This window comes from Aquipuribacter nitratireducens (assembly GCF_037860835.1).
In the GTDB taxonomy this organism is placed as follows: Bacteria; Actinomycetota; Actinomycetes; order Actinomycetales; family JBBAYJ01; genus Aquipuribacter; species Aquipuribacter nitratireducens.
Genome location: NZ_JBBEOG010000001.1, coordinates 392,156 through 413,495 on the forward strand (window position 1 = coordinate 392,156; position 21,340 = coordinate 413,495).

Genomic DNA, 21,340 nt, shown 5'->3' on the forward strand with positions numbered 1-21,340 from the left:
CCACACGCCGGTCGCGGTCCCGGGGGCGGCGTCGCTCGCGCTGTCGGGGGAGACGGGCGCGGTGCGGGTCGTGCGGCGGGCCGACGGCACGGGCTGGGCGCCGACGGGCGGCGCGGACGGTGCGGGACGGGGAACGGGGGCACCGACGGGCCGCGCCGTCGACGGGCCCGGCGGGACCACGCCGGTCGACGGCTGCGACGGGCCCGGAAGGGGCTGCGTCGGGAGGACGGGTGGGGCCGGTGGGGCCGGGGACGTCCCGGCCCGTGGCGCGACGGGCGGTGCCGGGGCAGGCGGCTCCGGCCACTGCACCTCGACGGGTCCGACCCCGGACGCCAGGCGGGCGGGGGTGCTGCGCGTGAGGGGCAGGGCGTTGAGGCGGCCGCCGGGGCGTCCGCCGGGCTCGCCGGAGCGGGCGGGTGCGCCGCGGGAGAACGAGGTCTGCGGCGTGCCGGACCCCATGACACCGGACCCGGCCGCGCGACGGTCGTCGGCGCCGGCGAAGCGGGGGGCGGGCGGCGGCACCGGCGGCGCCGGCGCCTTCTCCTCCCGTCGGGAGAACCACCGCCGCTTCTGTGGCGGTACGGGGTAGGGCACCACCGTCACCGCGGGCTCGCGCGGGGCCGGTGGCTCCACCGGCTCGGCGTCGCTCACGTGTGCCTCATCGGCATCTGCGTGACGGTCTTGAGCCGGACGGGTTACGCACCCGCCCCAGCAGCCGCCCCGGCGACGACCGTCATGATCCGTGAGGTCCGTCGCCGCCGGTGCCCGGATCGCACGACAAGGGTCATGATCCGTGCCCGGCCGCACGCGGACACCGCGGAGTCGGGGGACCGGGAACCCGCGAGGGCCGAGCGGTGTTCGTCGGGTGTGCGCCTCACCGGTACCGCCGTGTCGCTCGTCGTCCCCGACCCTGCCGGCTCGGCCGACTGGTTCGTCGACCATCTCGGCTTCGTCGTCGCCATGCGGGCCGACGGATTCGTGTCCCTGGCTCATCCCGACTCGGGCGCCAACCTCGTGCTCCTCGACCCCGACCTGCCGACCCTCGCCCCCGCCGAGCTGCGCGGGAGCAGGGTCGCGGGCGTGCTCCTCGCCTTCGTCGTCGAGGACGTCGACGCGGAGCACACCCGCCTCGTCGCCTCGGGCGTCGACGTCGTCGCGGCGCCCGAGACGGAGCCGTGGGGCGAGCGGTTCAGCCAGTACCGCGACCCCAGCGGTCTCCTCGTCCAGCTCGTGACGTGGGTCGAGGAGCCTCCGGCCGAGGTCGTCGGGGCCCGCTGAGCGCGCTCAGCCGATCGAGCGGATGGCGTCGGCGAGGAGCGCGGCGCCCTCGTCGGCCTCGTCGTCGGTGAGCGTGAGGGGCGGCGCGACGCGGAGCACGTTGCCGTACAGCCCGCCCTTGCCGATGAGGAGCAGGCGCTCCTTGCAGGCCTCCGTGAGCGCGGCGGCCCGCGCCGGGTCGGGCTCGACGCCGCCCGGGTGGACGGTCTCGAGGGCGAGCATGAGGCCCTTGCCCCGCAGCTCGGCGATCCACGGCGTCTCGTTCACGACCGGCTGGAGCACCGCGCGCAGGCGCTCGCCCTGGCGGCGGGCGTTGCCCTGGAGGTCGTGCTCGACGAGGTAGCGGAGGTTGGCGTTCGCGGCCGCGGAGACGAGCGGGGACCCGCCGAACGTCGAGATGTGGTTGGCGGCGATGGCGTCGACGACCTCCGCCCGGGCGACCACGCCGCCGAGGGGGACTCCGTTCCCGACGCCCTTGGCGAAGGTCAGGAGGTCCGGCGTGATGCCGTGCGCCTGGTAGCCCCAGAAGTTCTCGCCCGTACGGCCCCAGCCGGTCTGGACCTCGTCGGAGACGAAGAGGATGCCGTGCTCGTCGAGGACCTCCTTGATCGCGCCGAAGAAGCCGTCGGGCGGTGTCGCGAACCCGCCGACGCCCTGGACGGGCTCGGCGATGAGGCACGCGACGTCGCCGGAGGTCGCCATGTCGAGCAGCTGGCGCAGGTCGGCGACGCATGCCGCCGTGTACTCCCCGTCCGGCAGGTCGCGGAAGGGGGAGCGGAGCCGGTAGCCGCCCTGGACGTACGTCACCTGCAGCCCGGAGAAGCTCGTCGGGCTCCACGAGCGGTGGCTCGTGATGCCGATCGTGGAGAACGAGCGCCCGTGGTAGCTGTTGCGCATCGCGAGGACCTGGTTGCTGCGCCGGTACGCGGTCGCCATGAGGAGCGCCGCGTCGTTGGCCTCGGTCCCGGACGGCGTGAGGAACACCTTCGCGTCGGGGATGCCGGACAGCCCGGCGATGCGCTCGGCCAGCTCGATGGTCTGCTCGTTGAGGTAGAGCGTGCTCGAGTGGAGGATCTTCCCGGCCTGCTCCTGCACCGCCGCGGTGACCTCGGGCAGGGCGTGCGCGGTCATCGTCGTGAGGATGCCGCCGAAGAAGTCGAGGTAGCGCGTGCCCTCGACGTCCCACACGTGCCGGCCCTCGCCGTGCGACAGGGCGATCGGCTGCTCGTAGTACAGCGCCTGCCAGCGGGGCATGACGGCGCGGTGGCGGGCGAGCAGGTCCTCGGTGCGGGCGCGGTCGGACGCGGGAGCGGTGCCCGCGTGCCCGACCGCCGGGTCGGTCAGCGTCATGGCCTGACGGTAGGGCTACTCGTCGCGCGGGTCGAGGGACTCGGGCTCGCTCTGGAAGTTCACGCCGAGGCCGCTCGCCTGACCGCTGCCGAGCCCGGTGTCGGAGCCGAGCGCGGCGACGTCGGCGCGGTCGAGCCCGAGGGAGCGGAGCAGCTCGGCGTGCTCCTCGGTGTCGACCCGCTCGGGCAGCTCGGACTCGGCGCGTCGGACCTGCTCGTCGTCGCCTCGGGTGCGGAGGCTGTCGAGGACCTCGGCCTTGGAGACGTGCATGCTGCTCCTCCTCCTCGTCGTCGGGCGGGGTCGCGGCGGGGCGCGTGCGACCCGAGGACGAGGTGCCCGGTGCACGGGGGGCGAAACCCCCCTGGACGCGCGGGTCGCCCGGTCGCTGTCTACCGTCCCGTCCATGACCCTCATGCAGCCCCGGGACCTCACCGGCACCGTCGTCGCCATCACCGGAGCGAGCGCCGGGATCGGTCGCGCGACCGCGGAGGCGTGTGTCGCCGCCGGCGCGAACGTCGCCGTCGGCGCCCGCCGGCTGGAGCGCCTCGACGCCCTCGCCGACGAGCTCGGCCGGGACCGCGTCGAGTGCGTCGAGATGGACGTCCGTGAGCCTGCGGGCAACGCGCGCCTCGTGCAGGCGGCGCTCGACCGGTGGGGGCGCCTGGACTCCGTCGTGCCGAACGTCGGGATCGGCTCCTACGGCTCGATCCTCCACATGAGCGACGACGAGGTCGCCGACATGGTGGACACGAACGTCACCGGCACCGTCCACACGATCCGCGCGGCCCTGCCGCACCTGCTCGAGCGCGGCGAGGGCGACGTCGTCATCGTCGCCTCCGTCGCGAGCTTCCGCGGCGGCGCGGACGAGGCCGTGTACGCGGCGACGAAGTTCGCCCAGCAGGGCCTTGCGGGCTCCCTCGACCGCGAGCTGCGGGAGAAGGGCATCCGGGTGTCGACGGTCAACCCGGCCGGGGTCGAGACTGAGTTCGCCATCGGCCGCGGGCGCACCGAGGGCGATCCGGCGCTGGCGGAGTACCTGCGACCGGAGCAGGTCGCCCACGCGATCGTCACCGTGCTCCAGCAGCCGCGGAGCATGCGGACGCAGTCGTGGGCGTTCTGGCCCATGGGCCAGCAGAGCTGACCGGTCCGACGGGCCCGGTCAGGTCCCCCGACGCAGGACGGGCGCGACCCGCTCGCCGTAGGCGGTGAGGGTCGCCTCCGGCTCGTCGTGCATGAGGTAGACGGCGAACTGGTCGACGCCGAGGTCACGCAGCTCCGCGAGCCGCTCGAGGTGGCGCTCGACCGGCCCGAGCAGGCAGAAGCGGTCGATGACCTCGTCCGGCACGAAGTCGGTGTGCGTGTTGCCCGCCCGGCCGTGCTCGGCGTAGTCGTAGCCCTGCCGGCCCCGGATGTAGTCGGTGAGGGCGGTCGGCACGGCCGCCCCGGCGTCGCCGTAGCGCCCGACGAGGTCGGCGACGTGGTTGCCGACCATGCCACCGAACCAGCGGACCTGGTCGCGCATGTGCGGCAGGCGCTCCTCGGGCCCGACGTACGCGGGCGCGGCCACGATCACGTAGAGGGAGTCCGGGTCCCGCCCGGCCGCGGCCGCGGCCTCGCGGACGGCGCCGATCGTCCACTCGACGATCGAGGGGTCCGCCAGCTGGAGGATGAAGCCGTCGGCGTGCTCGCCGCACGTCTGCAGCGCCTTGGGCCCGTACCCGGCCATGTAGACGGGCAGGGACCCGCCGGCGCGCCACGGGAAGGCGATCTCCCGCTCGTTGTATGTGACGGTGCGTCCCTCGGCGAGGGCCTTGACCGTGTGCATGGCGTCGCGCACCTCCCCGAGCGTGCACGGGCTGCGGCCGATGTAGCGCATCGCGGAGTCGCCGCGACCGAAGGCGCACACCGTCCGCTCGCCGTACATGTCGTGCAGCGTGGCGTGGAGGCTCGCGATCACCGTCCAGTCGCGGGTGCCCGGGTTCGTCACCATCGGGCCGACGACCATCCGGTGGGTGGCGGCGAGGACCTGGCTGTAGACGACGTACGGCTCCTGCCACAACACGTGGGAGTCGAACGTCCAGCCGTGGCTGAAGCCGAGGGTCTCCGCGCGGCGGAGCAGGTCGACGACCCGCCACGCCGGCGGGTCGTTCTGCAGCACGAGCCCGAGGTCCATGCGCGCGCCCTCAGTGGTTCCGCGGGAAGCCGAGGTCGACGCTCGACGTCGCCGGGTCCGGCCAGCGGCTCGTCACGACCTTGCCGCGCGTCCAGAAGTGGATGCCCTCCGGGCCGTACATGTGGGTGTCACCGAAGAGGGAGTCCTTCCAGCCACCGAAGGAGTAGTAGCCGACCGGGACGGGGATCGGGACGTTGACCCCGACCATCCCGGCGCTCACCTCGTGCTGGAAGCGCCGGGCCGCGCCGCCGTCGCGGGTGAAGATCGCCGCCCCGTTGCCCCAGGGGTTCGCCTCGACGAGTCCGACGGCCTCCGCGTACGTCTCCGCGCGCACGACGCACAGCACCGGCCCGAAGATCTCGTCGGTGTAGACGCTCATGTCCGCGGTCACGTGGTCGAGCAGCGTGACCCCGAGGAAGAAGCCGTCGCCGTCGAACCGCTTCTGCCGCCCGTCGACGACGACGCGGGCGCCGGCCTGCTCGCCGGCGTCGACGTAGCCGGCGACCCGGTCGCGGTGCTCGCGGGTGATGAGCGGTCCCATCTGGGAGTCCGGGTCGGAGCCGGGCCCGATGACGAGCTTGTCGACGCGGGCGGCGACGGCGTCGACCAGCGCGTCGCCGACGTCCCCGACGGCGACGACGACGCTGACGGCCATGCACCGCTCGCCCGCCGAGCCGTACGCGGCGCCGACCGCCGCGTCGGCGGCGAGGTCGACGTCGGCGTCGGGCAGCACGACCATGTGGTTCTTCGCCCCGCCGAGGGCCTGGACGCGCTTCCCGGCCGCCGTGCCCGTCGTGTAGACGTGCCGCGCGATCGGCGTCGACCCCACGAAGCTGACCGCCGCGATCCCCGGGTGCGTGAGCAGGTGGTTCACGGCCTCCGCGTCGCCGTTGACGACGTTGAGGACACCGGGCGGGAACCCGGCCTCGGCGAAGAGCTCGGCGACGAACATCGGCGCCGAGGGGTCCTTCTCGCTCGGCTTGAGGACGAACGTGTTCCCGCACGCCACGGCGTTCGGGATCATCCACAGCGGGACCATCGCCGGGAAGTTGAAGGGCGTGATGCCGGCGACGACCCCGAGCGGCTGCCGCAGGGAGTAGACGTCGACGCCGCCGGAGGCCTGCTCGCTGTAGCCGCCCTTGAGGAGCTCCGCGAGCCCGCACGCGTACTCGATGTTCTCCAGGGCCCGCGCGACCTCGCCGCCGGCGTCGGACAGGACCTTCCCGTGCTCGGCGGACAGCCGCCGGGCGAGCTCGTCCCGGTTCGCCTCGACGAGCTCGCGGAAGCGGAACAGCAGCCGGGTGCGGGCGGCGATCGAGGTCTCCCGCCACTCGGTCGCCGCCTCGGCGGCGGAGGACACCGCGGCGTCGACCTCGGCGGTGCTCGCGAGGTCGACGTGGGCGCTGACCTCGCCGGTGGCGGGGTCGTGGACGGGGGCGCTGCGGCCGGAGACGCCCGGGCGGACGCCGTTGTCGACCCAGTGGGAGATGCGGTTCACGGACGGATCCTCTCAGCGCGGGTGCTCAGCGGAGGTGCTCAGCGGAGGTACGACGACAGCCCGCGCGGCACGAACCGGCCGTGGCCCTTCGTCCCGAGGTACTGCCCGCGGTCGACGACGACGGTGCCGCGGGACATGACGGTCCGGACCCCGCCGGCGATCTCGAACCCCTCGTAGGCGGAGTAGTCCATCGCCATGTGGTGCGTGGCGGCGCTGATCGTCGTCCGGGCCTGCGGGTCGTACAGGACGATGTCGGCGTCCGACCCGGGGGCGATGACGCCCTTCTTCGGGTACATGCCGAACATCCGCGCCGGTGTCGTGGCGCACGTCTCGACCCACCGGGCGAGACTGAGCTCACCGGTCACGACGCCCTGGTAGACGAGGTCCATCCGGTGCTCGACCCCGCCGATGCCGTTGGGGATGAGGCGGAAGTCGTCGCGGCCCAGCTCCTTCTGGTCCTTGAAGCAGAACGGGCAGTGGTCGGTCGCGACGATGGCGAGGTCGTTCGTGCGCAGCCCCCGCCACAGGTCGCGGTGGTGGTGCTCGTGCTTGCTCCGCAGCGGGGAGGAGCACACGTACTTCGCCCCCTCGAACCCGTCCTCGCCGGGGGCGCCGAGGTGGTCCTCGAGCGTGAGGTAGAGGTACTGGGGGCACGTCTCGGCGAAGACGTTGTGGCCCTCGGCGCGTGCGCGGACGACCTCCGCCAGCGCCTCGCTGCTCGACAGGTGGACGAAGTAGACCGGTGCCCCGGCGACGAGGGCGAGCTGGATGGCCCGGTGCGTGGCCTCGCCCTCCAGTCGCGCGGGTCGGGTGATGCCGTGGTGGATGGGCGCGGTCTCGCCGCGGGCGGCGGCCTGCTCGGCGAGCACGTCGATCGCGATGCCGTTCTCGGCGTGCATGGAGATGAGCGCCCCGAGCTCGGCGGCGCGCTGCATCGCGCGCAGGATCTGCCCGTCGTCGGAGTAGAAGACGCCCGGGTACGCCATGAAGAGCTTGAAGCTCGTGATGCCCTCGGCGACGAGGTCGCCCATGAGCTTGAGGCTCGCGTCGTCGACCCCGCCGATGATCATGTGGAACGCGTAGTCGACGGCGCACTCCCCCTCGGCCTTGCCGTACCACGTGTCGAGGCTCTCTCGGACGTCGTTGCCGGCCGTCTGCACGGCGAAGTCGATGATCGTCGTCGTGCCGCCGTACGCCGCGGCACGCGTGCCCGTCTCGAACGTGTCGGAGGAGAACGTCCCGCCGAACGGGAGCTCCATGTGGGTGTGGGCGTCGATGCCGCCCGGCACCACGTACGTGCCCGTCGCGTCGACCGTGGTGTCCGCCGTGATGCCCTGCGTGCCGGGGGCCAGGAGGGCGACGACCTTCTCGTCCTCGACCAGCACGTCGTGGGCGATGGCGCCCGTGGCGCTGACGACCGTGCCGTTGGTGATGAGGGTCCGGGTCATGCTGCGCTCCTCGCGTCCGGGGCTCTCGACGCTAGACCGGGGTCCGGCGCGGGTAAAGGACCCTCATGCGGCTGCGGGGTCGTGGACCGAGCCGTCCGCGCGGGGGAGGGCCACGTATGGGGCGCCCGCCACGCGGAGCGTGTCGAGCATGTCGGGGTCGGACGTGGCGACGGGGGCTCCGGAGCGCACACCCTCAGCGAGGACGAGGCAGTCGGCGAGGCTGAGCGGCGCGCGGGTGCGGTGGTAGGCGTGCGCCCGCAGCACTCCCGCCCGGACGGCGAGGTCCGCGTCGACGCCGGTCACCGACAGCGGCAGCTGCCGGAGGCTCAGCGCGACGTCGCTCGCCGGCCGGCCGCTGAGGCGGCCGACACGGTCGACGACCTCGGTGAGGGTGGTGGCGAGGGTCCGGGTGCCCACGTCCGGGTCCAGCAGCAGGCCACGGACGACGGGTGCCGCCGGTTCCCCGCGCAGCGCGGCCACGAGCGCGCAGGCGTCGAGGATCACGGCGGTTCCTTGCGCGTCTCGATCCGGGCCTCCTCCTCCCGGGACAGCGCCTGCAGCTCGTCGGAGGTGACGGGGGTCCGGTAGCGCCCGATGACCGCGTCGACGTCCTCGACCGGGTCACCGGTCACGGGGCGCATCACGAGGGTGTCCCCGAGATCGAGGACGAGCACGTGGGAGGTGGCCCAGCGGCGACGTACGTCGGCCGGCAGGGAGACCTGACCGTTCCGGGACACCTTCATGAGGGCTGCTGTAGACGACACAGTTCTCACTGCATGAAAACCACCGTGCATTGTAGAAAGCGACCAGTCGGCTCACCGACGCGCGGGCGAGCCGCGCAGTATCGCAGGGCCGGGCTCCTCGGCGGGGGCCCGCCGGGAAGCCGCTCCCTCCGGGTCGTCCGGCCCGCCCCGCTCGTCGTCGGTGTCGTCCGGGGCGTGGTCCCGCCCCGCGAGGTAGCTGACGAGGCGGTAGCCGACGGCGACGACCGGGACGGCGAGGACCGCGCCGGCGATCCCGAGCAGGAGGGTGCCGACGGTGACGGCGGACACCGTGACGAGCGGGTGCAGCTTGACGACGCCGCTCATGACGAGCGGCTGGAGGAGGTTGCCCTCGAGCTGCTGGACGAGGAGCACGAGACCGAGGACGAGCAGGGCGTCGGTCGCCCCGTTCGTCACGAGGGTGACGAGGACGGCGGCCGCGCCGGCGATCGTCGCCCCGACGATCGGGACGAACGCGCTCACGAAGGTGAGGAGGGCGAGGGACAGCCACAGCGGCACCCCGAGGACGAGCAGGCCCAGCCCGATGCCGACGGCGTCGCCGAGGGCGACGAGGACGGTCCCGCGGACGTAGGCGGTGACGGTGGACCACGCGAGGCGGCCCCCACCGTCGACGCGGGCGCGCCGCTCCTCCGGCACCCACGACAGGAACCACCGCCACATCGCGTCGCCGTCCTTGGCGAGGAAGAACACGGCGAAGACGACGAGGAGGAGGCCGGTGAGCACGTGCAGGGCGGTGGTCGTCCCGGCGACGGGGCTCGGGAGCGCGGCGCGGGCGGCGTCGAAGGCGGACGTCCGCAGCTCGTCGATCCGCGCCGGGTCGACCCCGAGCGGACCGGTCACGAGCCACTCGCGGATCCGGTCGAGACCCGCCGTGACGGCGGGCCCGACGGCCTCGAGCTGGACCATGACCCGGCTGTAGAGGAGCCAGCCGATGCCGACCGGGACACCGAGGAGCAGGAGCAGGGCGGCGAGCGCCGCGACGGCCCGGGGCAGCCCGAGGCGCCGCAGACCCGTGGCGACCGGGGCGAGCAGCGCCGTGAGTAGCAGCGCGGCGAGCAGCGCGAACGCGACGACCCCGACCCGCAGCAGGGCGACGGTGACCACGGCCACGACGGCGGCCGCGACGAGCGCCGCGATCCCGTAGGCGACGGTCCGGCGCAGCCAGCGGGGCAGCGGGGCCAGGACGCCGTCGGCGACGGGGCGTGACGGGGACTCGGGCACGGGGGTCTCCTCGCGGGTGAGGGCTCGACCGGTCGTCCCGGTCCCTACCCACCGCTCGGCGCCCCACCCCTCCCGCGGGTCGGCTCCCCGCTCAGGCGTCGGTCAGCGAGCCGTACGCGTCCGGGCGGCGGTCCCGGTAGAAGGCCCACTGGTTGCGGACCTCCTCGATGAGGGAGAGGTCGAGGTCGCGCACGACGAGCTCCTCCTCGTGCCCGCTCGCGGTCTCCCCGACGAACTGGCCCCGCGGGTCGACGAAGTAGCTCGTGCCGTAGAAGTCGTCGTCGCCGAGCGGCTCGACGCCCACCCGGTTGATGGCGCCGACGAAGTACATGTTGGCGACCGCGCTCGCCGGCTGCTCGAGCTTCCACAGGTAGCTCGACAGGCCGCGGGAGGTGGCCGACGGGTTGAAGACGATCTCCGCGCCCGCGAGGCCGAGGGCCCGCCAGCCCTCCGGGAAGTGCCGGTCGTAGCAGATGTAGACGCCGACCTTGCCGACCGCGGTCTCGAAGACGGGCCAGCCGAGGTTGCCGGGACGGAAGTAGAACTTCTCCCAGAAGCCCTTCACCTGCGGGATGTGGTGCTTGCGGTACTTGCCGAGGTACGTGCCGTCGGCGTCGACCACCGCGGCGGTGTTGTAGAGCAGGCCCGCCTGCTCCTGCTCGTACACGGGCAGCACGAGCACCATGCCGAGCTCCTTGGCGAGCGCGGAGAACCTATGGACGGTCGGGCCGTCGGGGACCGCCTCGGCGTAGGCGTAGTACTCGGCGTCCTGCACCTGGCAGAAGTACGGGCCGTAGAACAGCTCCTGGAAGCACATGACCTGCGCGCCCTGCGCCGCGGCGTCGCGCGCGTGCTTCTCGTGGAGGTCGAGCATCGAGTCCTTGTCGCCGGTCCAGGCGGTCTGGACGATCGCGGAGCGCACGACGCGGGACATGGCGTCACCTCTTCCGGTCCCCGGGGCGCGTGCCCCGGCCCGGGTCCGGCGCCCGGGAGCCCGACGCTAGGCGAGGCCGGGACGGCGGTAAAGGCCCGCGGGTGCCCCCGTCGTCGTGAGCCGCCGCCTCGTCCTCAGCATCTCGGCGAGGGCCACGACCCCGTCGCCCGGCGCCGCCCAGCTCCGCGCCGTCGCCCTGGTGCCTCCGTCGGCCGCGCCCCGGACCTCGCGGACCCACCGGACGCCGCGCAGCGCGTTGCACGCGAGCAGCCCGTCGGCCGACTCGAGCGTGGGCGCGTCGAGCGGGCCGAGCCGGACGGCCCAGCCGGCTTCCGCCGCGAGGTCGAGGAGCACGCGGCGGGTGACCCCGGGCAGGACGCGGCCGTCCTCCGGCGGTGTCACGAGGCCGCGCCGGCCGTCGGGCCCCGGCGCCACGGTGGCGACGAGGCAGTCGCGCGTCGTCTCCAGCAGCGCACCCGAGGGCTCGACGAGGACGGCGTCGTCGGCGTGCGCGGCCACCGCGGCCCCGTGCACCTCGTCGAGCCGGCGCCTGTCGGCCCACTTGTGCCGCTCGAGCCCGTGCTCGGGCGCCGGGACGGCGAGGAGCACGAGACCCGTCTGCTCGACGACGAGCGGGGTGGGGGCGAGAGGCTCGTGCTCGACGAGGACGGGGGCGCTCCCGGTCGGGGTCGTGGCGCAGCGGACGCGGACGCGGTGCGTCCCGGGACCGGCGGCCTCTGCGGCGGCGGCCAGCGCAGCGGCGAGGTCCGGCGCGTCGGTGTCGAGGGAGCGTCCCGTCACCTCCCAGTAGGAGCGGCGGAGGCGTGCCACGTGGTCGGCGGCCTCGTGGAGGTGGCCGTCGGTCGCGAGCAGCGTCTCGAGCAGGCCGCCGGCGGGGTCGGCGAGGCCCTTCCGGCTCGCGGTGTCGGGATCCGGTCGCGGCGGCTCCGCCCCCAGGGCGCGCACGAGGGGCGCCGCCTTCGTCAGGACCTCGTGCCACTCCTCGGCGGGGGTGGAGTCCGCGACGACCCCGCCCCCGACCCCGAGGGCCGCGGTGCCGTCCGCGGCGACCTCGAGCGAGCGGATGGTGACGGCGAGCCGGGCGAGGCGAGGACCGACGAAGCCGACGGCTCCGGTGTGGGCGCCCCGTGCGGCCGCCTCCACGGCGTCCGTCACCTCCGAGGCCCGCTGCTTCGGCGTCCCGGTCACCGAGCCGGGCGGGAACGTCGCCGCGACGACCGCTCCCGTGCCGGTCCGGGGTCGCAGCGTCCCGGAGACCCGGGAGACGAGGTGCTCGACGCCGGCGTGCCGTCCGACGCTCAGCAGGTCCTCCACCCGCACCGTCCCCGGCTCGCAGACCCTCGCGAGGTCGTTGCGGACGAGGTCGACGATCATGACGTTCTCGCTCGAGTCCTTCGCGGACGCGACCAGCTCCGCCGACTGACCCGCCGGGCGCGTCCCCTTGATCGGCGCCGACGTCACCCGGTCGCCGTCCCGGTCGAGATAGGTCTCGGGCGACGCGCCGACGAGGGCGCCCCACGGGCCGGTGACGAGCGCGGCGCGCGCGGGCCGCAGCGCCGCCACGAGCGCGAGCCACGCCCCGACCGCGGCGGCCCCGCCGTCGCGCAGCCGCAGGGAGAAGCGGGAGCAGACGTTCGCCTGGGCGATGTCCCCGGCCCGCACGGCGTGGACGACCCGCTCGACCGCGAGCATGTGCGCCGTACCGTCCGGGGCGACGACGTCGGCGACGAGGGACGCCCCGTCGGGCGCGCCGTCCGTCGTCCCGTCACCCGGCGGCGCGGCGGCGAGCCCCCGCACGGCCTCGTCCGCCAGGCGGCGGGCCGCGTCGACGGCCGAGCCGTCGCCCGGGTCGAGGGCCTCCGCCCACCACCCCGCCCCGTCGTGGCGCAGGACGTGGTCGGTGCGGGCGAGCGACACGGTCGGCAGCGCCGGCCCGACCAGCGGCGGCAGGGGACCCCGGACCCGGCCGGTCCGGCGACCGAGAGCGTGGCCCAGGAGGCACACCCAGCCCCCGCCGACGGCCCCGGGCGGGGCCCGCAGGTCCCGGGCGAGCGGCACCGGCTCGTCGAGGAGGGCGAACGGGTCGACGGGTGCCGAGCCGGGCAGCTCCTCGTGCACCTCGACGGGGTCCGCGCTCAGCAGCAGCGGCGCCGTCGCGGCCCACCCGCCGGACAGCACGGCGAGCCGCCGGGCGCCGGCCAGGCCGGACAGGGCACGGACGACGTCGACGGCGGGCACGCCGTCGAGGGCCGGGACGGCCTCGCCGACGAGCCGACGGACGCGCGGCGCGGGCACGCCCGGAGGCTAGCGTCGGTGCGTCCCGCGGCCACGTGGGGTTGGGTGGTGGCGCAGGACCACGGCGAGGGGACGGGTGTCGATGACGGTGCGGTACGGGGCGGCGGCCATGACGACCCTCGCCCGGTTGCTCGGCACGACGACCCCGCACGTCGACGACCTGCTCGCCGACCTCCCGGACGGCGTCGCCGTCGTGCCGCCCGCACCCGGGGGCGATCCCGACCGCTGGCTGTGGGCGGACAGCCCGGGCGTGCTCGGCGGGTGGGCCCGGCCGGACTCCTACGACCTCGTCGCGGACCCCGTCCTGCGGGACCGGCTCCTGCGGACTCCGCCCGCGCGCCTCACGGGGCTCGCCCCGGCGGAGCAGCAGCAGTACGTCCGGCACAGCGTCGACCTCGCGATGCGCGGTGGCGCCACGTCCGGGGTCGTGTACCCGCTGGCCGTCTGCGAGATCGCCCGCGGTCACCGCGTCCGCAACGTCGGCGGCTCCAGCGCGGGGGCGATCGCGGCGGCGGCGACCGCGGCGGCGGAGCTCGGGCGCAGCTCGGGCCGGGAGGGCGCGGGTGAGGCGGGCGCCGGCCGGTGGCGCGCCGGCTTCACCGGTCTCGCGGACCTCCTCGCGTGGCTCGTGCAGCTCGACGACCCCGGCGCCGGTGCCCCGGGCGAGGACGGCGCGCGGGAGGAGTACCGCCTCGCGCAGCTGTTCCGCCCGCTGCGCCGGCAGCGGGCGGTCTTCGCCCTCGCGGTCGCCGTCCTGCGGCGCCGGTACTGGGCCGTGCCCGTGGCCGCCGTCGCGGCGACCGGACCGGTGGGCGGGGCGGTGCTCGCCGGGGTCGCCGTGGCCGCGGTCGCCGCGCTGTCGGCCGTGGCCGGCACGACGTGGTCCCTCGCGCTGCTCCTCCTCGCCGCGGCCGCCCTCGTGGTCACGGGGCTCGTCGGCGGTGGCCTCCTGCTGCTCGCCCGGGGACGCCTCGCCGGGGCGGGGGAGCCGTGGCAGCCGACGCCGTTGCTGCGACGGCTCGCCGGACGCGCCGGGAGCGGACCGGAACCCGCCCGCGCCCGCACCGCCGCGGTCGTGGCCGCGGTCGCGCTCGTCGCTGCCGTCGCGCTCGCCGGGGTGGGCGTCGCCGTCCTGGACGGCGACACGTTCCTCGCGACGGTCGTCGTGACGCTGTCCGCCGCGCTCCTCACCGCCGTCGTGCTCGCGTGGGCCGCCGTCCGGTGGGTGCTCGGCGGACGCGGTCGGGGCTGGGGTGTCGTCGCCGGCGCGACGCCGCCCGACCGTCCCGGTCCCGTCCAGCGGCTCGTGTCGTGGCTCGTGGGTGCGCCCCGCGCGACGGTCGAGCGGTCCCTCGTGACGTGGCTGTCGGAGTCCCTGGCGGACCTCGCGGGCGCACCCGGGACGGTGCTGTGCTTCGGCCACCTGTGGGCCGGACCCGGGTTCGTGCCCGTCCCGGAGAGCGGGGACGGCGCCCCGACGCCCGCCGAGACGCCCCTGCGGGAGCTGGCGGACCGGCCCGCGCTCCGTCTGGTCAACCTCGAGGTCATGACGACGGACCTCACCCGCGGTCGCCCGGTCCGCTTCCCACGACCGGTGGCCGATCCACCGACGGCGCCGCCCGCTGGGCGGCCGGAGGCGCTGCACCACCTCGAGGGGCGCGGTGACCGTGGCGTCGAGCAGCTGTGGTTCGACGCCGCCGAGCTCGTGGCCTCGCAGGTGCTGCCGGCGGACGTCGTCGACGCCATGACGGCGGTCGTCCCCTCCCGGACCGTGCCGCGCGCGCACGGGACGGGCGAGGTGACGCTGCACCGGCTGCCGCACCCGTGGAACCTGCCCGTCGTCGTCGCCGTCCGGCTGAGCCTCGCGCTGCCCGTCCTGCTCTCCGCCGTGCGGCTGTACCGGCTCCTGCCCGTCACGACGTCGCGGGACGACCTCGGGCGGGAGCTCGCGACGCGCGAGGACGGCGGGCTCGTGCCGGTGCCGACCCAGGCCCACCCGTGGGTGGCCGAACCGCTGTGGGTGTCCGACGGCGGCATCACGAGCAACTTCCCAGTCCACCTCTTCGACACCTACCTGCCGCGCTGGCCGAGCTTCGGTCTCGACCTCGGGGCCCACCCGCCCGGGCAGCCCCTGCAGGACGTCGCGCTGCCGCAGGACTGGCAGGTGCTGCCGGTGCCCGGTGGGCGGCTGGGGGAGGGCGTCGTGAGCCTCCTGTCGTCCGCCGTGGCGGCGGCGCGGGACTGGCGGGACGGCCTCCAGGCGGACCTGCCCGGCTTCCGCAGCCGCATCGCGGCGGTGCGGCAGCACCCCGGCGAGGGGGGTGTCAGCCTCTTCATGCCCCGCACGACCGTCGCGGCCCTCGCGCTGCGGGGCGCCGTGGCGGGCGCCCGACTGCGGGAGCGCTTCCGCGACGAGGACCAGTGGGACCGCCACCGCTGGCTCCGGCTCCGGGTGACGGCCGGGTCGCTGGAGCGCCTGCGGGCGAGCATCACGCGGGCGGACCCGCTGTACGACGACCTGCTGGAGGCCGGCGACGCCGGTCTCGCGGCGCTCGCCGACCGGCTCCCGGGCGACCCGACCCTGCCGCCGCCGTGGGCCTGGTACGACCCGGTGGCCGGGTTCTGGGCCCACGAGGACGCCGTCGTCGACGCCCTCGGCGTGCCCCCGCCCGACCTCGACGTCGTCGCGGGCGGCCCCCGCCCGGAGCCGACGTTCCTCCAGGTGCCGCCGGTCTGACGAGCGCCCCGTCGTCCACAGGCGGGGTGCGCGGCGGCCCGTGGTGTCCGGGGCTCGTCGTAGCGTCGTCACCGTGAGCACCGCGACCCCCACCAGCGCCGTGGACCTCGGGCCCCTCGTCGACCCCGACTCGCTGGCCGACGAGGCCCGCGAGGTGCTGCGGCGGCTCACGGCGCGGGAGGACGCCGCCTTCCGTCCCGACCAGCTCGAGGCGGTCCGGGCGCTGCTCGTCGAACGGGCCAGGGTCCTCGTGGTCCAGCGCACCGGCTGGGGCAAGTCGGCGGTGTACTTCGTCGCCACGGCCCTGCTGCGGGCCGTCGGCATGGGGCCCACCGTCATCGTCAGCCCGCTGCTGTCGCTCATGCGCAACCAGGTGGAGGCGGCGGCGCGGGCGGGCGTGCGGGCCCACACCGTCAACAGCGGCAACGTGACGGAGTGGCAGCAGGTCCGTGAGCGCCTCGCGGCCGGCGAGGTCGACGTGCTCCTCGTGAGCCCCGAGCGGCTCAACAACCCCGAGTTCCGCGAGTCGTGGCTGCCGGAGCTCACGCGCGACGTCGGTCTCCTCGTCGTCGACGAGGCGCACTGCGTCTCCGACTGGGGCCACGACTTCCGGCCCGACTACCGCCGGATCCGCGACCTGCTCGCCGGCCTGCCGGTCGGCACCCCGGTGCTCGCGACGACCGCGACGGCCAACGCCCGCGTCGTCACCGACGTCACCGAGCAGCTCGCGGCCGGGGCATCCGGTGCCACCCACGAGGTCGTGACCCTGCGCGGCCCGCTCGGGCGGGACTCGCTCCGCCTCGGGGTGCTGCGCCTGCGGGGCGACGACCGGCTGCCGTGGCTGGCCGAGCACCTGTCGGACCTGCCCGGCTCCGGCATCGTCTACACCCTCACGGTCGCGCAGGCGACGGACGTCGCCGAGGCCCTCCGCGCGGCCGGCCACGAGGTCCGCGCGTACTCGGGGCGGACCGACCCGGAGGAGCGGGTGGCGCTCGAGCGGGCGCTCCTCGACAACCGGGTCAAGGCGCTCGTCGCGACGTCTGCGCTCGGCATGGGGTTCGACAAGCCCGACCTCGGCTTCGTCGTCCACCTCGGCGCCCCCGACTCGCCCATCGCGTACTACCAGCAGGTCGGGCGGGCGGGGCGCGCCGTGGCGTCGGCCGACGTCCTGCTGCTGCCGGGCCCGGAGGACGAGTCGATCTGGGCGTGGTTCGCGTCGATGTCCTTCCCCGGGCCCCACAGCGTCCACCGGGTCCTCGACGTCCTCGGGCGGGCCGACCGGCCGCTGTCGACCGCCGCCCTCGAGCCGCGGGTCGAGCTCAAGCGCGGCAAGCTCGAGCTGCTCCTCAAGGTGCTCGACGTCGACGGAGCCGTCAGCCGGGTCCGCGGCGGCTGGGTCGCCACGGGCCAGGAGTGGCACCACGAGTCGGCCCGCTACGCCCGGGTCGAGGCGGCGCGCGCCGCGGAGCAGCAGGCGATGCGCGACTACGTCCGCGACGACACCGGCGTGTGCCGGATGCGCTTCCTGCGTGAGCGGCTCGACGACCCGCACGCCGGCGACTGCGGGCGCTGCGACGTGTGCCTCGGACCGTGGTACCCGACGAGCCTGTCGGGTCAGGGCCGCGACGTCCTCGACGAGGTCCTGCGGCGGCCCGGGGTCGTCGTCGAGGCGCGCACGGCGTGGCCGACCGGGATGGACGCCGTCGGGGTCCCCGTCAAGGGGCGCATCCCCGACAGCGAGCGGGCGGCGGACGGCCGCGCCGTCGCGCGGCTCACCGACCTCGGGTGGGGCGCGGCGCTGCGGCAGGCGCTGCGGACGGACGAGGACGGCCACGCCGTCGACGCACCCGTGCCGGACGACCTCTTCACCGCCGCCGTGCGGGTGCTGCGCGAGTGGGACTGGGCGGAGCGACCCGTCGCCGTCGTCCAGGTCCCGTCGCGGTCGAGGCCGCAGCTCGTCGCCTCGTTCCGGTCCCGGCTCGCCGAGGTGGGCCGGCTCGCGGACCTCGGCGAGCTCGCCCTCGTCCACGGCGGCCCGAGCGGCGGGGCCGGCGGCAACAGCGCCGTGCGGCTCGCCGGGGTGTGGGAGCGGCTCGCGGTGCCGCCGGAGCTCACCGAGCGCCTCGCCGGCCTGCGGGGGCCGGTGCTGCTCGTCGACGACCTCGTCGACTCCCGGTGGACCCTGACGGTCGCGGCGCGGGAGCTCCGGCGGGCCGGCGCGGACGCCGTGCTGCCGCTGACCCTCGGCATCGCCGGCTGATGGGGCCGAGGCGGTCCGCCGCCGTGGCGTCAGCGCCCGACGGGGCGGGCTACTGCCGGTTCGGCAGCTGCGCGGCCAGCCAGCCGACGAGCTCGGTGGGGTTGCGCGACTGCGTCCAGACCGTGCCGGGGCCCTGGAAGTCGAAGACCCAGCCCTCGCCCGACTTCATCGACTGCAGGACACCGCGGCTCACCTTCCGCATGCGCGGCTGGACCCGGTCCTCGTACGCGACGACGTGACCGGTGTCGACGGTGAAGCCGCCGCCTTCGGGCAGGTCGTGCCGGTCGAGGGCGCCGTAGCAGGCGCCGACGACCGTCCCGCGGCCGGTGGCGTGCACGACGAAGCCGCCCTCACCGCCGAACAACGAGCTGGCGCCGCCCCACCGGGTGTCGAGCTCGACCCCGGCGTCCGAGGCGAGCCACGACCCGCGCGTGAGGACGAGCCCGCTCGAGGGCTCGACGTCGAGCACGAGCGCGTCACCGGGGAGGCGGGCGGCGAGGTCGACCCAGCCCGGGTGCTCCGGGTGCGCCGTGAAGGTCGTGACGTAGAGGGACTCCCCGCCGAGCACGCTGCGCGACAGCGAGCGCATGAGCCCGCCCTGCATCTGCGCCTGCACCTCCACGCCCCACGAGTGGGCCGCCATCGACCCGGACTCGCCGCGGACCTGCTCGCCGGGGGCGAGCTCGACGCGGACGACGGCGAACGACGGCTGGTGGCGTACCGACACCCTCACGGCGTGCTCCTTCGTGGCCGGTGCCGGGCGCCCTTCGCCGCGGCCCGCGCGTCACGCTAGTCCTCGGGCGCCGCCTCGGGCACGAGCGCGAGCGTCACGGCGACGGTCCGGGTCCCCGGCTCCCGGCGCTCGTGGCGGGCGGCGTAGCGCTCGACGACGGCGGCGAGCTCCCGGGACAGCTCGGCCGTCTCGGCCGCGCTGAGGTGGAGCGTGGTCGGGAACAGGCCGCCGACGCGCCACTCGGGGTCCTCCCGGTGGGCGCGCGCCGACAGGGCCGCCAGGGACGCGGCGAGCCGCTCGAGCATCGCGCCGAGGAGCAGGTCGGTGGCGGCCCGGTTCGCGGTCTGCTCGCCCGCACCCGACCCGCCGCTGCGGACGACGACCTGCTCGCCGGCCGCGCGCCAGGGTCGCTGCCGCTCGTCGCCCGTGGCCTCCGCGCGGACGACGAGCCCGTGCCGCTCGAGCGCCCGCAGGTGGTAGCTCATGGCGCTGGGGGTGAGCCCTGCCTCGGCGGCGAGCTCCGTCGCGGTGAGCGCGACGCCCCTACGGGCGAACAGCAGCTCCGTCGCGAGGAGGCGGGCGGGGTGGGCGAGCGCGCGGATGGCCGCGGCGTCCTCGAGGACGACGTCGCCCGGTCCGGGCTGCCAGCCTCTCTCGCCGGGCTGTCCCTGCTCGCTCACGGAGCCACCGTACGACATGTCTGAAGCAGGCCCTTCACAAATGAGTCGTGAAGCACTACCTTCACATCCATGAAGCGACTCCTTCACGACTCACCGTGGGCGATCCGGGACGTACGGCTCGCCGGCTCCGCGCAGGCCGTCACCTTCCTCGCCGGCGAGGTCGTCGTCGTCGCTCTCCTCCTCCACGCCTACGCGGCGGGCTGGGGGAGCCGGGGCACCGCCCTCCTCCTCGTGACCGCGGCGCTCCCGGTCGCCGTCGGCTCCGTGCTCGCGGGCCCGCTCGTCGACCGGTTCTCGTCGCGGCTGCTCGCGACCGGTGCCGCGGCGTGGCAGGCGCTGGTGTGCGCAGCCGCGGCGGCCGCCGCCGCGTCCGGCGCCCCGGGCTGGCTCCTCGTCGCCGCCCTCCTGCTCGTGCAGGTGGGTCAGGCGGTGGCGGGGCCGACGTGGGCGGCCCTCCTGCCGGAGCTCGTCGCCCGCGAGCAGCTCGCGCGTACGGTCGGGGCCGTCCACTCCCTCGTCATGCTGCTCGGCATGGCGGGACCGCTGGCCGCGGGGGGCGCCGTCGCCGTCGGGGGCGTCCCGGCGGCGCTCGGTGCCGCGGCCGTCGGCTACTCCGCCGTCGCGGTGTTCGCAGCGCTCACGCGGGCGACCCGCGGGGGAGCGGGTGCCCCGGCCGAGCCGGTGCACGTGCTCGACGGTCTCCGCTTCGTCCGCGGCGAGCCCGTCGTGCGGACCTTCGTCGTCGGCTTCGTCGCGTTCGTGCTCGCCGTCGAGGTCGTCGGGGTGGTCCTCGTGCTGCTCGTGCGCGGCGAGCTGGGCGGCAGCGAGCTCGACTACGGGGTCGTGGGGTCCGTCATGGCGGTCGGCCTCGTCGTCGGCACGCTCCTGGCGGGCGGGCTCGGCGCGGGCCGGCGGCTGGTGCGGGCGGCCGTCGTCGGTGCGCTCGGGATGTCGCTCGCGCTCGTCGCCGGCGGTCTGGCCCCGACCGTGCTGCTGCTCGGAGCCGCCATGCTGCTGCTCGGGGTGGCGAACGGCCTCGTCAACGTGTCGGCGCAGACGACCATGGCGCTGCGGGTGCCGGCCGAGCGACGCGGTCGTGTGCTCGGCTCGGTGTCCGGGGCGTTGCGCACGGCGTCGGTCCTCGGGCTCGTCGCCGGTGGCGCACTGGGGACGGTGCTCGGACCCCGGGAGCTCGTCGTGGGTGCAGGCGTCGGTGGCCTCCTCGTCACCGCGTGGCTGTGGCGGGCGCTGTGGTGGCGCTCGGACCTCGAGCCGACGGCACCGACGGGACCGGCGACGCGCCCCGCCGGCGCGGAGGCCGAGCTCGCCGCCTGAGGCCGCCGCGCGGGCAGGGGCCGCGGCTCAGCGGGCGCGGGATCGCTCGTACACCGCGACGAAGTCCTCGACGGGGAGCGAGCCGACGACCTCGGCCACGAGGTCGAGGTCGAGGTCGTCGGCGGAGCGGAATCGCAGGCACGAGCGGCCCATGTCGAGCCGGCGGCCCGTCGCGGTCCAGCGTCGACGGAAGTCCGCCTCGCGCTCGGCGTCGCCGTACAGCCCCATGAGGTACAGGGACCCGTGGCGCTTCTGCGCCGCCAGTGCCGCGTAGCCGAGCGGGCGGCCGTTGTACGTGTCGGGGTACACGTCGAGCGGCACGACCCAGCTCACCATGCCGAAGGCCGTCGTCTCCTCGTAGCCCTCCGGCAGCGCCCCGCGGACCGTGGTGAGCACGCGCTCGAGGTCCTCGGCCCGCTCGCGAGGCAGGGCGGCGACGTACCCGTCCGCGCTGGTCGCCGACCGGGCGGCCGCGAGCCCGTCGTCGCTCGCCCCGCCCTTCGCCGTCCGGGTCCCGCGCGCCACGGGGGAACCGTAGCCCGGTGGTCCCACTGCGGGCACGGGCGCCGCCGGTCCGCCCGGTACGCCCCGGTAC

The 21,340-nt window shown here is 75.6% G+C and carries 18 protein-coding genes; 5 read left to right on the plus strand and 13 right to left on the minus strand.

Translation table 11 applies throughout. From position 1 onward, the window contains the following. Positions 1 to 786 precede the first annotated feature (786 nt). Positions 787 to 1,278 carry a VOC family protein gene (locus WAB14_RS01650; RefSeq protein ID WP_340266734.1) on the plus strand — a complete coding sequence of 164 codons (492 nt, stop codon included), beginning with the start codon at positions 787 to 789 and terminating at the stop codon, positions 1,276 to 1,278. Positions 1,279 to 1,284: 6 nt separating this feature from the next. Here WAB14_RS01650 and WAB14_RS01655 read toward each other — a convergent pair whose 3' ends face one another. Continuing rightward, positions 1,285 to 2,628 carry an aspartate aminotransferase family protein gene (locus tag WAB14_RS01655; protein ID WP_340266736.1) on the minus strand — a complete coding sequence of 448 codons (1,344 nt, stop codon included), beginning with the start codon at positions 2,626 to 2,628 and terminating at the stop codon, positions 1,285 to 1,287. A 15-nt stretch (positions 2,629 to 2,643) separates the two neighbouring features. Next, positions 2,644 to 2,898 (minus strand): hypothetical protein, encoded by a 255-nt coding sequence (locus tag WAB14_RS01660; RefSeq protein ID WP_340266738.1) that lies wholly within the window; start codon positions 2,896 to 2,898, stop codon positions 2,644 to 2,646. Between the two features lie 133 nt (positions 2,899 to 3,031). On the opposite strand from WAB14_RS01660, the gene WAB14_RS01665 reads away from it, so the two are divergent. Continuing rightward, positions 3,032 to 3,769: an SDR family oxidoreductase gene (locus WAB14_RS01665; protein ID WP_340266740.1), complete on the plus strand. Its 738-nt coding sequence runs from the start codon at positions 3,032 to 3,034 to the stop codon at positions 3,767 to 3,769. Between the two features lie 18 nt (positions 3,770 to 3,787). Here WAB14_RS01665 and WAB14_RS01670 read toward each other — a convergent pair whose 3' ends face one another. The 8 genes from WAB14_RS01670 to WAB14_RS01705 all read right to left on the minus strand — a co-directional run bounded on the left by WAB14_RS01670 (position 3,788) and on the right by WAB14_RS01705 (position 13,000). Then, on the minus strand, positions 3,788 to 4,801 hold the full coding sequence (locus WAB14_RS01670) for a TIGR03842 family LLM class F420-dependent oxidoreductase (protein WP_340266742.1): 1,014 nt from the start codon (positions 4,799 to 4,801) through the stop codon (positions 3,788 to 3,790). 10 nt (positions 4,802 to 4,811) lie between these two features. Then, positions 4,812 to 6,299 carry a CoA-acylating methylmalonate-semialdehyde dehydrogenase gene (locus tag WAB14_RS01675; protein ID WP_340266744.1) on the minus strand — a complete coding sequence of 496 codons (1,488 nt, stop codon included), beginning with the start codon at positions 6,297 to 6,299 and terminating at the stop codon, positions 4,812 to 4,814. A 38-nt stretch (positions 6,300 to 6,337) separates the two neighbouring features. Then, positions 6,338 to 7,747: a dihydropyrimidinase gene (hydA, locus tag WAB14_RS01680; protein WP_340266746.1), complete on the minus strand. Its 1,410-nt coding sequence runs from the start codon at positions 7,745 to 7,747 to the stop codon at positions 6,338 to 6,340. A gap of 63 nt (positions 7,748 to 7,810) precedes the next feature. Beyond that, complete coding sequence (locus WAB14_RS01685) at positions 7,811 to 8,251, minus strand: PIN domain-containing protein (RefSeq protein WP_340266748.1); 441 nt, start codon at positions 8,249 to 8,251, stop codon at positions 7,811 to 7,813. Continuing rightward, positions 8,248 to 8,490, minus strand: a complete 243-nt coding sequence (locus WAB14_RS01690; protein ID WP_340266750.1) for an AbrB/MazE/SpoVT family DNA-binding domain-containing protein — start codon at positions 8,488 to 8,490, stop codon at positions 8,248 to 8,250. The genes WAB14_RS01685 and WAB14_RS01690 overlap by 4 nt, the downstream gene beginning before the upstream one ends. Positions 8,491 to 8,562: 72 nt before the next feature. Further along, positions 8,563 to 9,750 (minus strand): AI-2E family transporter, encoded by a 1,188-nt coding sequence (locus tag WAB14_RS01695; RefSeq protein WP_340266752.1) that lies wholly within the window; start codon positions 9,748 to 9,750, stop codon positions 8,563 to 8,565. A 91-nt stretch (positions 9,751 to 9,841) separates the two neighbouring features. Then, positions 9,842 to 10,684: a nitrilase-related carbon-nitrogen hydrolase gene (locus WAB14_RS01700; protein WP_340266754.1), complete on the minus strand. Its 843-nt coding sequence runs from the start codon at positions 10,682 to 10,684 to the stop codon at positions 9,842 to 9,844. A 66-nt stretch (positions 10,685 to 10,750) separates the two neighbouring features. Further along, positions 10,751 to 13,000: a chorismate-binding protein gene (locus tag WAB14_RS01705; protein WP_340266756.1), complete on the minus strand. Its 2,250-nt coding sequence runs from the start codon at positions 12,998 to 13,000 to the stop codon at positions 10,751 to 10,753. A gap of 82 nt (positions 13,001 to 13,082) precedes the next feature. Here WAB14_RS01705 and WAB14_RS01710 point away from each other — a divergent pair, with 82 nt between their 5' ends. Next, on the plus strand, positions 13,083 to 15,737 hold the full coding sequence (locus tag WAB14_RS01710) for a hypothetical protein (RefSeq protein WP_340266758.1): 2,655 nt from the start codon (positions 13,083 to 13,085) through the stop codon (positions 15,735 to 15,737). 73 nt (positions 15,738 to 15,810) lie between these two features. Then, positions 15,811 to 17,997, plus strand: a complete 2,187-nt coding sequence (locus tag WAB14_RS01715) for a DEAD/DEAH box helicase (protein WP_377002106.1) — start codon at positions 15,811 to 15,813, stop codon at positions 17,995 to 17,997. A 49-nt stretch (positions 17,998 to 18,046) separates the two neighbouring features. Here WAB14_RS01715 and WAB14_RS01720 read toward each other — a convergent pair whose 3' ends face one another. Together WAB14_RS01720 and WAB14_RS01725 are read right to left on the minus strand one after the other, a co-directional pair. Next, complete coding sequence (locus tag WAB14_RS01720; RefSeq protein WP_340266760.1) at positions 18,047 to 18,730, minus strand: TIGR00266 family protein; 684 nt, start codon at positions 18,728 to 18,730, stop codon at positions 18,047 to 18,049. A 56-nt stretch (positions 18,731 to 18,786) separates the two neighbouring features. Beyond that, positions 18,787 to 19,410: an ArsR/SmtB family transcription factor gene (locus WAB14_RS01725; RefSeq protein WP_340266762.1), complete on the minus strand. Its 624-nt coding sequence runs from the start codon at positions 19,408 to 19,410 to the stop codon at positions 18,787 to 18,789. Positions 19,411 to 19,479: 69 nt separating this feature from the next. On the opposite strand from WAB14_RS01725, the gene WAB14_RS01730 reads away from it, so the two are divergent. After that, the gene (locus tag WAB14_RS01730) at positions 19,480 to 20,745 is read left to right on the plus strand and encodes an MFS transporter (RefSeq protein ID WP_340266764.1); all 1,266 of its coding nucleotides are present in this window, start codon (positions 19,480 to 19,482) and stop codon (positions 20,743 to 20,745) included. Between the two features lie 27 nt (positions 20,746 to 20,772). Here the strand turns inward: WAB14_RS01730 and WAB14_RS01735 are convergent, their stop codons facing one another. Next, the gene (locus WAB14_RS01735) at positions 20,773 to 21,270 is read right to left on the minus strand and encodes a DUF1801 domain-containing protein (protein ID WP_340266766.1); all 498 of its coding nucleotides are present in this window, start codon (positions 21,268 to 21,270) and stop codon (positions 20,773 to 20,775) included. Between the last annotated feature and the right edge of the window lie 70 nt (positions 21,271 to 21,340).

Coding starts and splice junctions, on each gene's coding strand:
- WAB14_RS01730 (WP_340266764.1), top strand. CDS start 19,480: ATGAAGCGACTCCTTCACGACTCACCGTGGGCGATCCGGGACGTACGG.
- WAB14_RS01670 (WP_340266742.1), bottom strand. CDS start 4,801: ATGGACCTCGGGCTCGTGCTGCAGAACGACCCGCCGGCGTGGCGGGTC.
- WAB14_RS01710 (WP_340266758.1), top strand. CDS start 13,083: ATGACGGTGCGGTACGGGGCGGCGGCCATGACGACCCTCGCCCGGTTG.
- WAB14_RS01660 (WP_340266738.1), bottom strand. CDS start 2,898: ATGCACGTCTCCAAGGCCGAGGTCCTCGACAGCCTCCGCACCCGAGGC.
- WAB14_RS01665 (WP_340266740.1), top strand. CDS start 3,032: ATGACCCTCATGCAGCCCCGGGACCTCACCGGCACCGTCGTCGCCATC.
- WAB14_RS01655 (WP_340266736.1), bottom strand. CDS start 2,628: ATGACGCTGACCGACCCGGCGGTCGGGCACGCGGGCACCGCTCCCGCG.
- hydA (WP_340266746.1), bottom strand. CDS start 7,747: ATGACCCGGACCCTCATCACCAACGGCACGGTCGTCAGCGCCACGGGC.
- WAB14_RS01700 (WP_340266754.1), bottom strand. CDS start 10,684: ATGTCCCGCGTCGTGCGCTCCGCGATCGTCCAGACCGCCTGGACCGGC.
- WAB14_RS01690 (WP_340266750.1), bottom strand. CDS start 8,490: ATGAAGGTGTCCCGGAACGGTCAGGTCTCCCTGCCGGCCGACGTACGT.
- WAB14_RS01650 (WP_340266734.1), top strand. CDS start 787: ATGATCCGTGCCCGGCCGCACGCGGACACCGCGGAGTCGGGGGACCGG.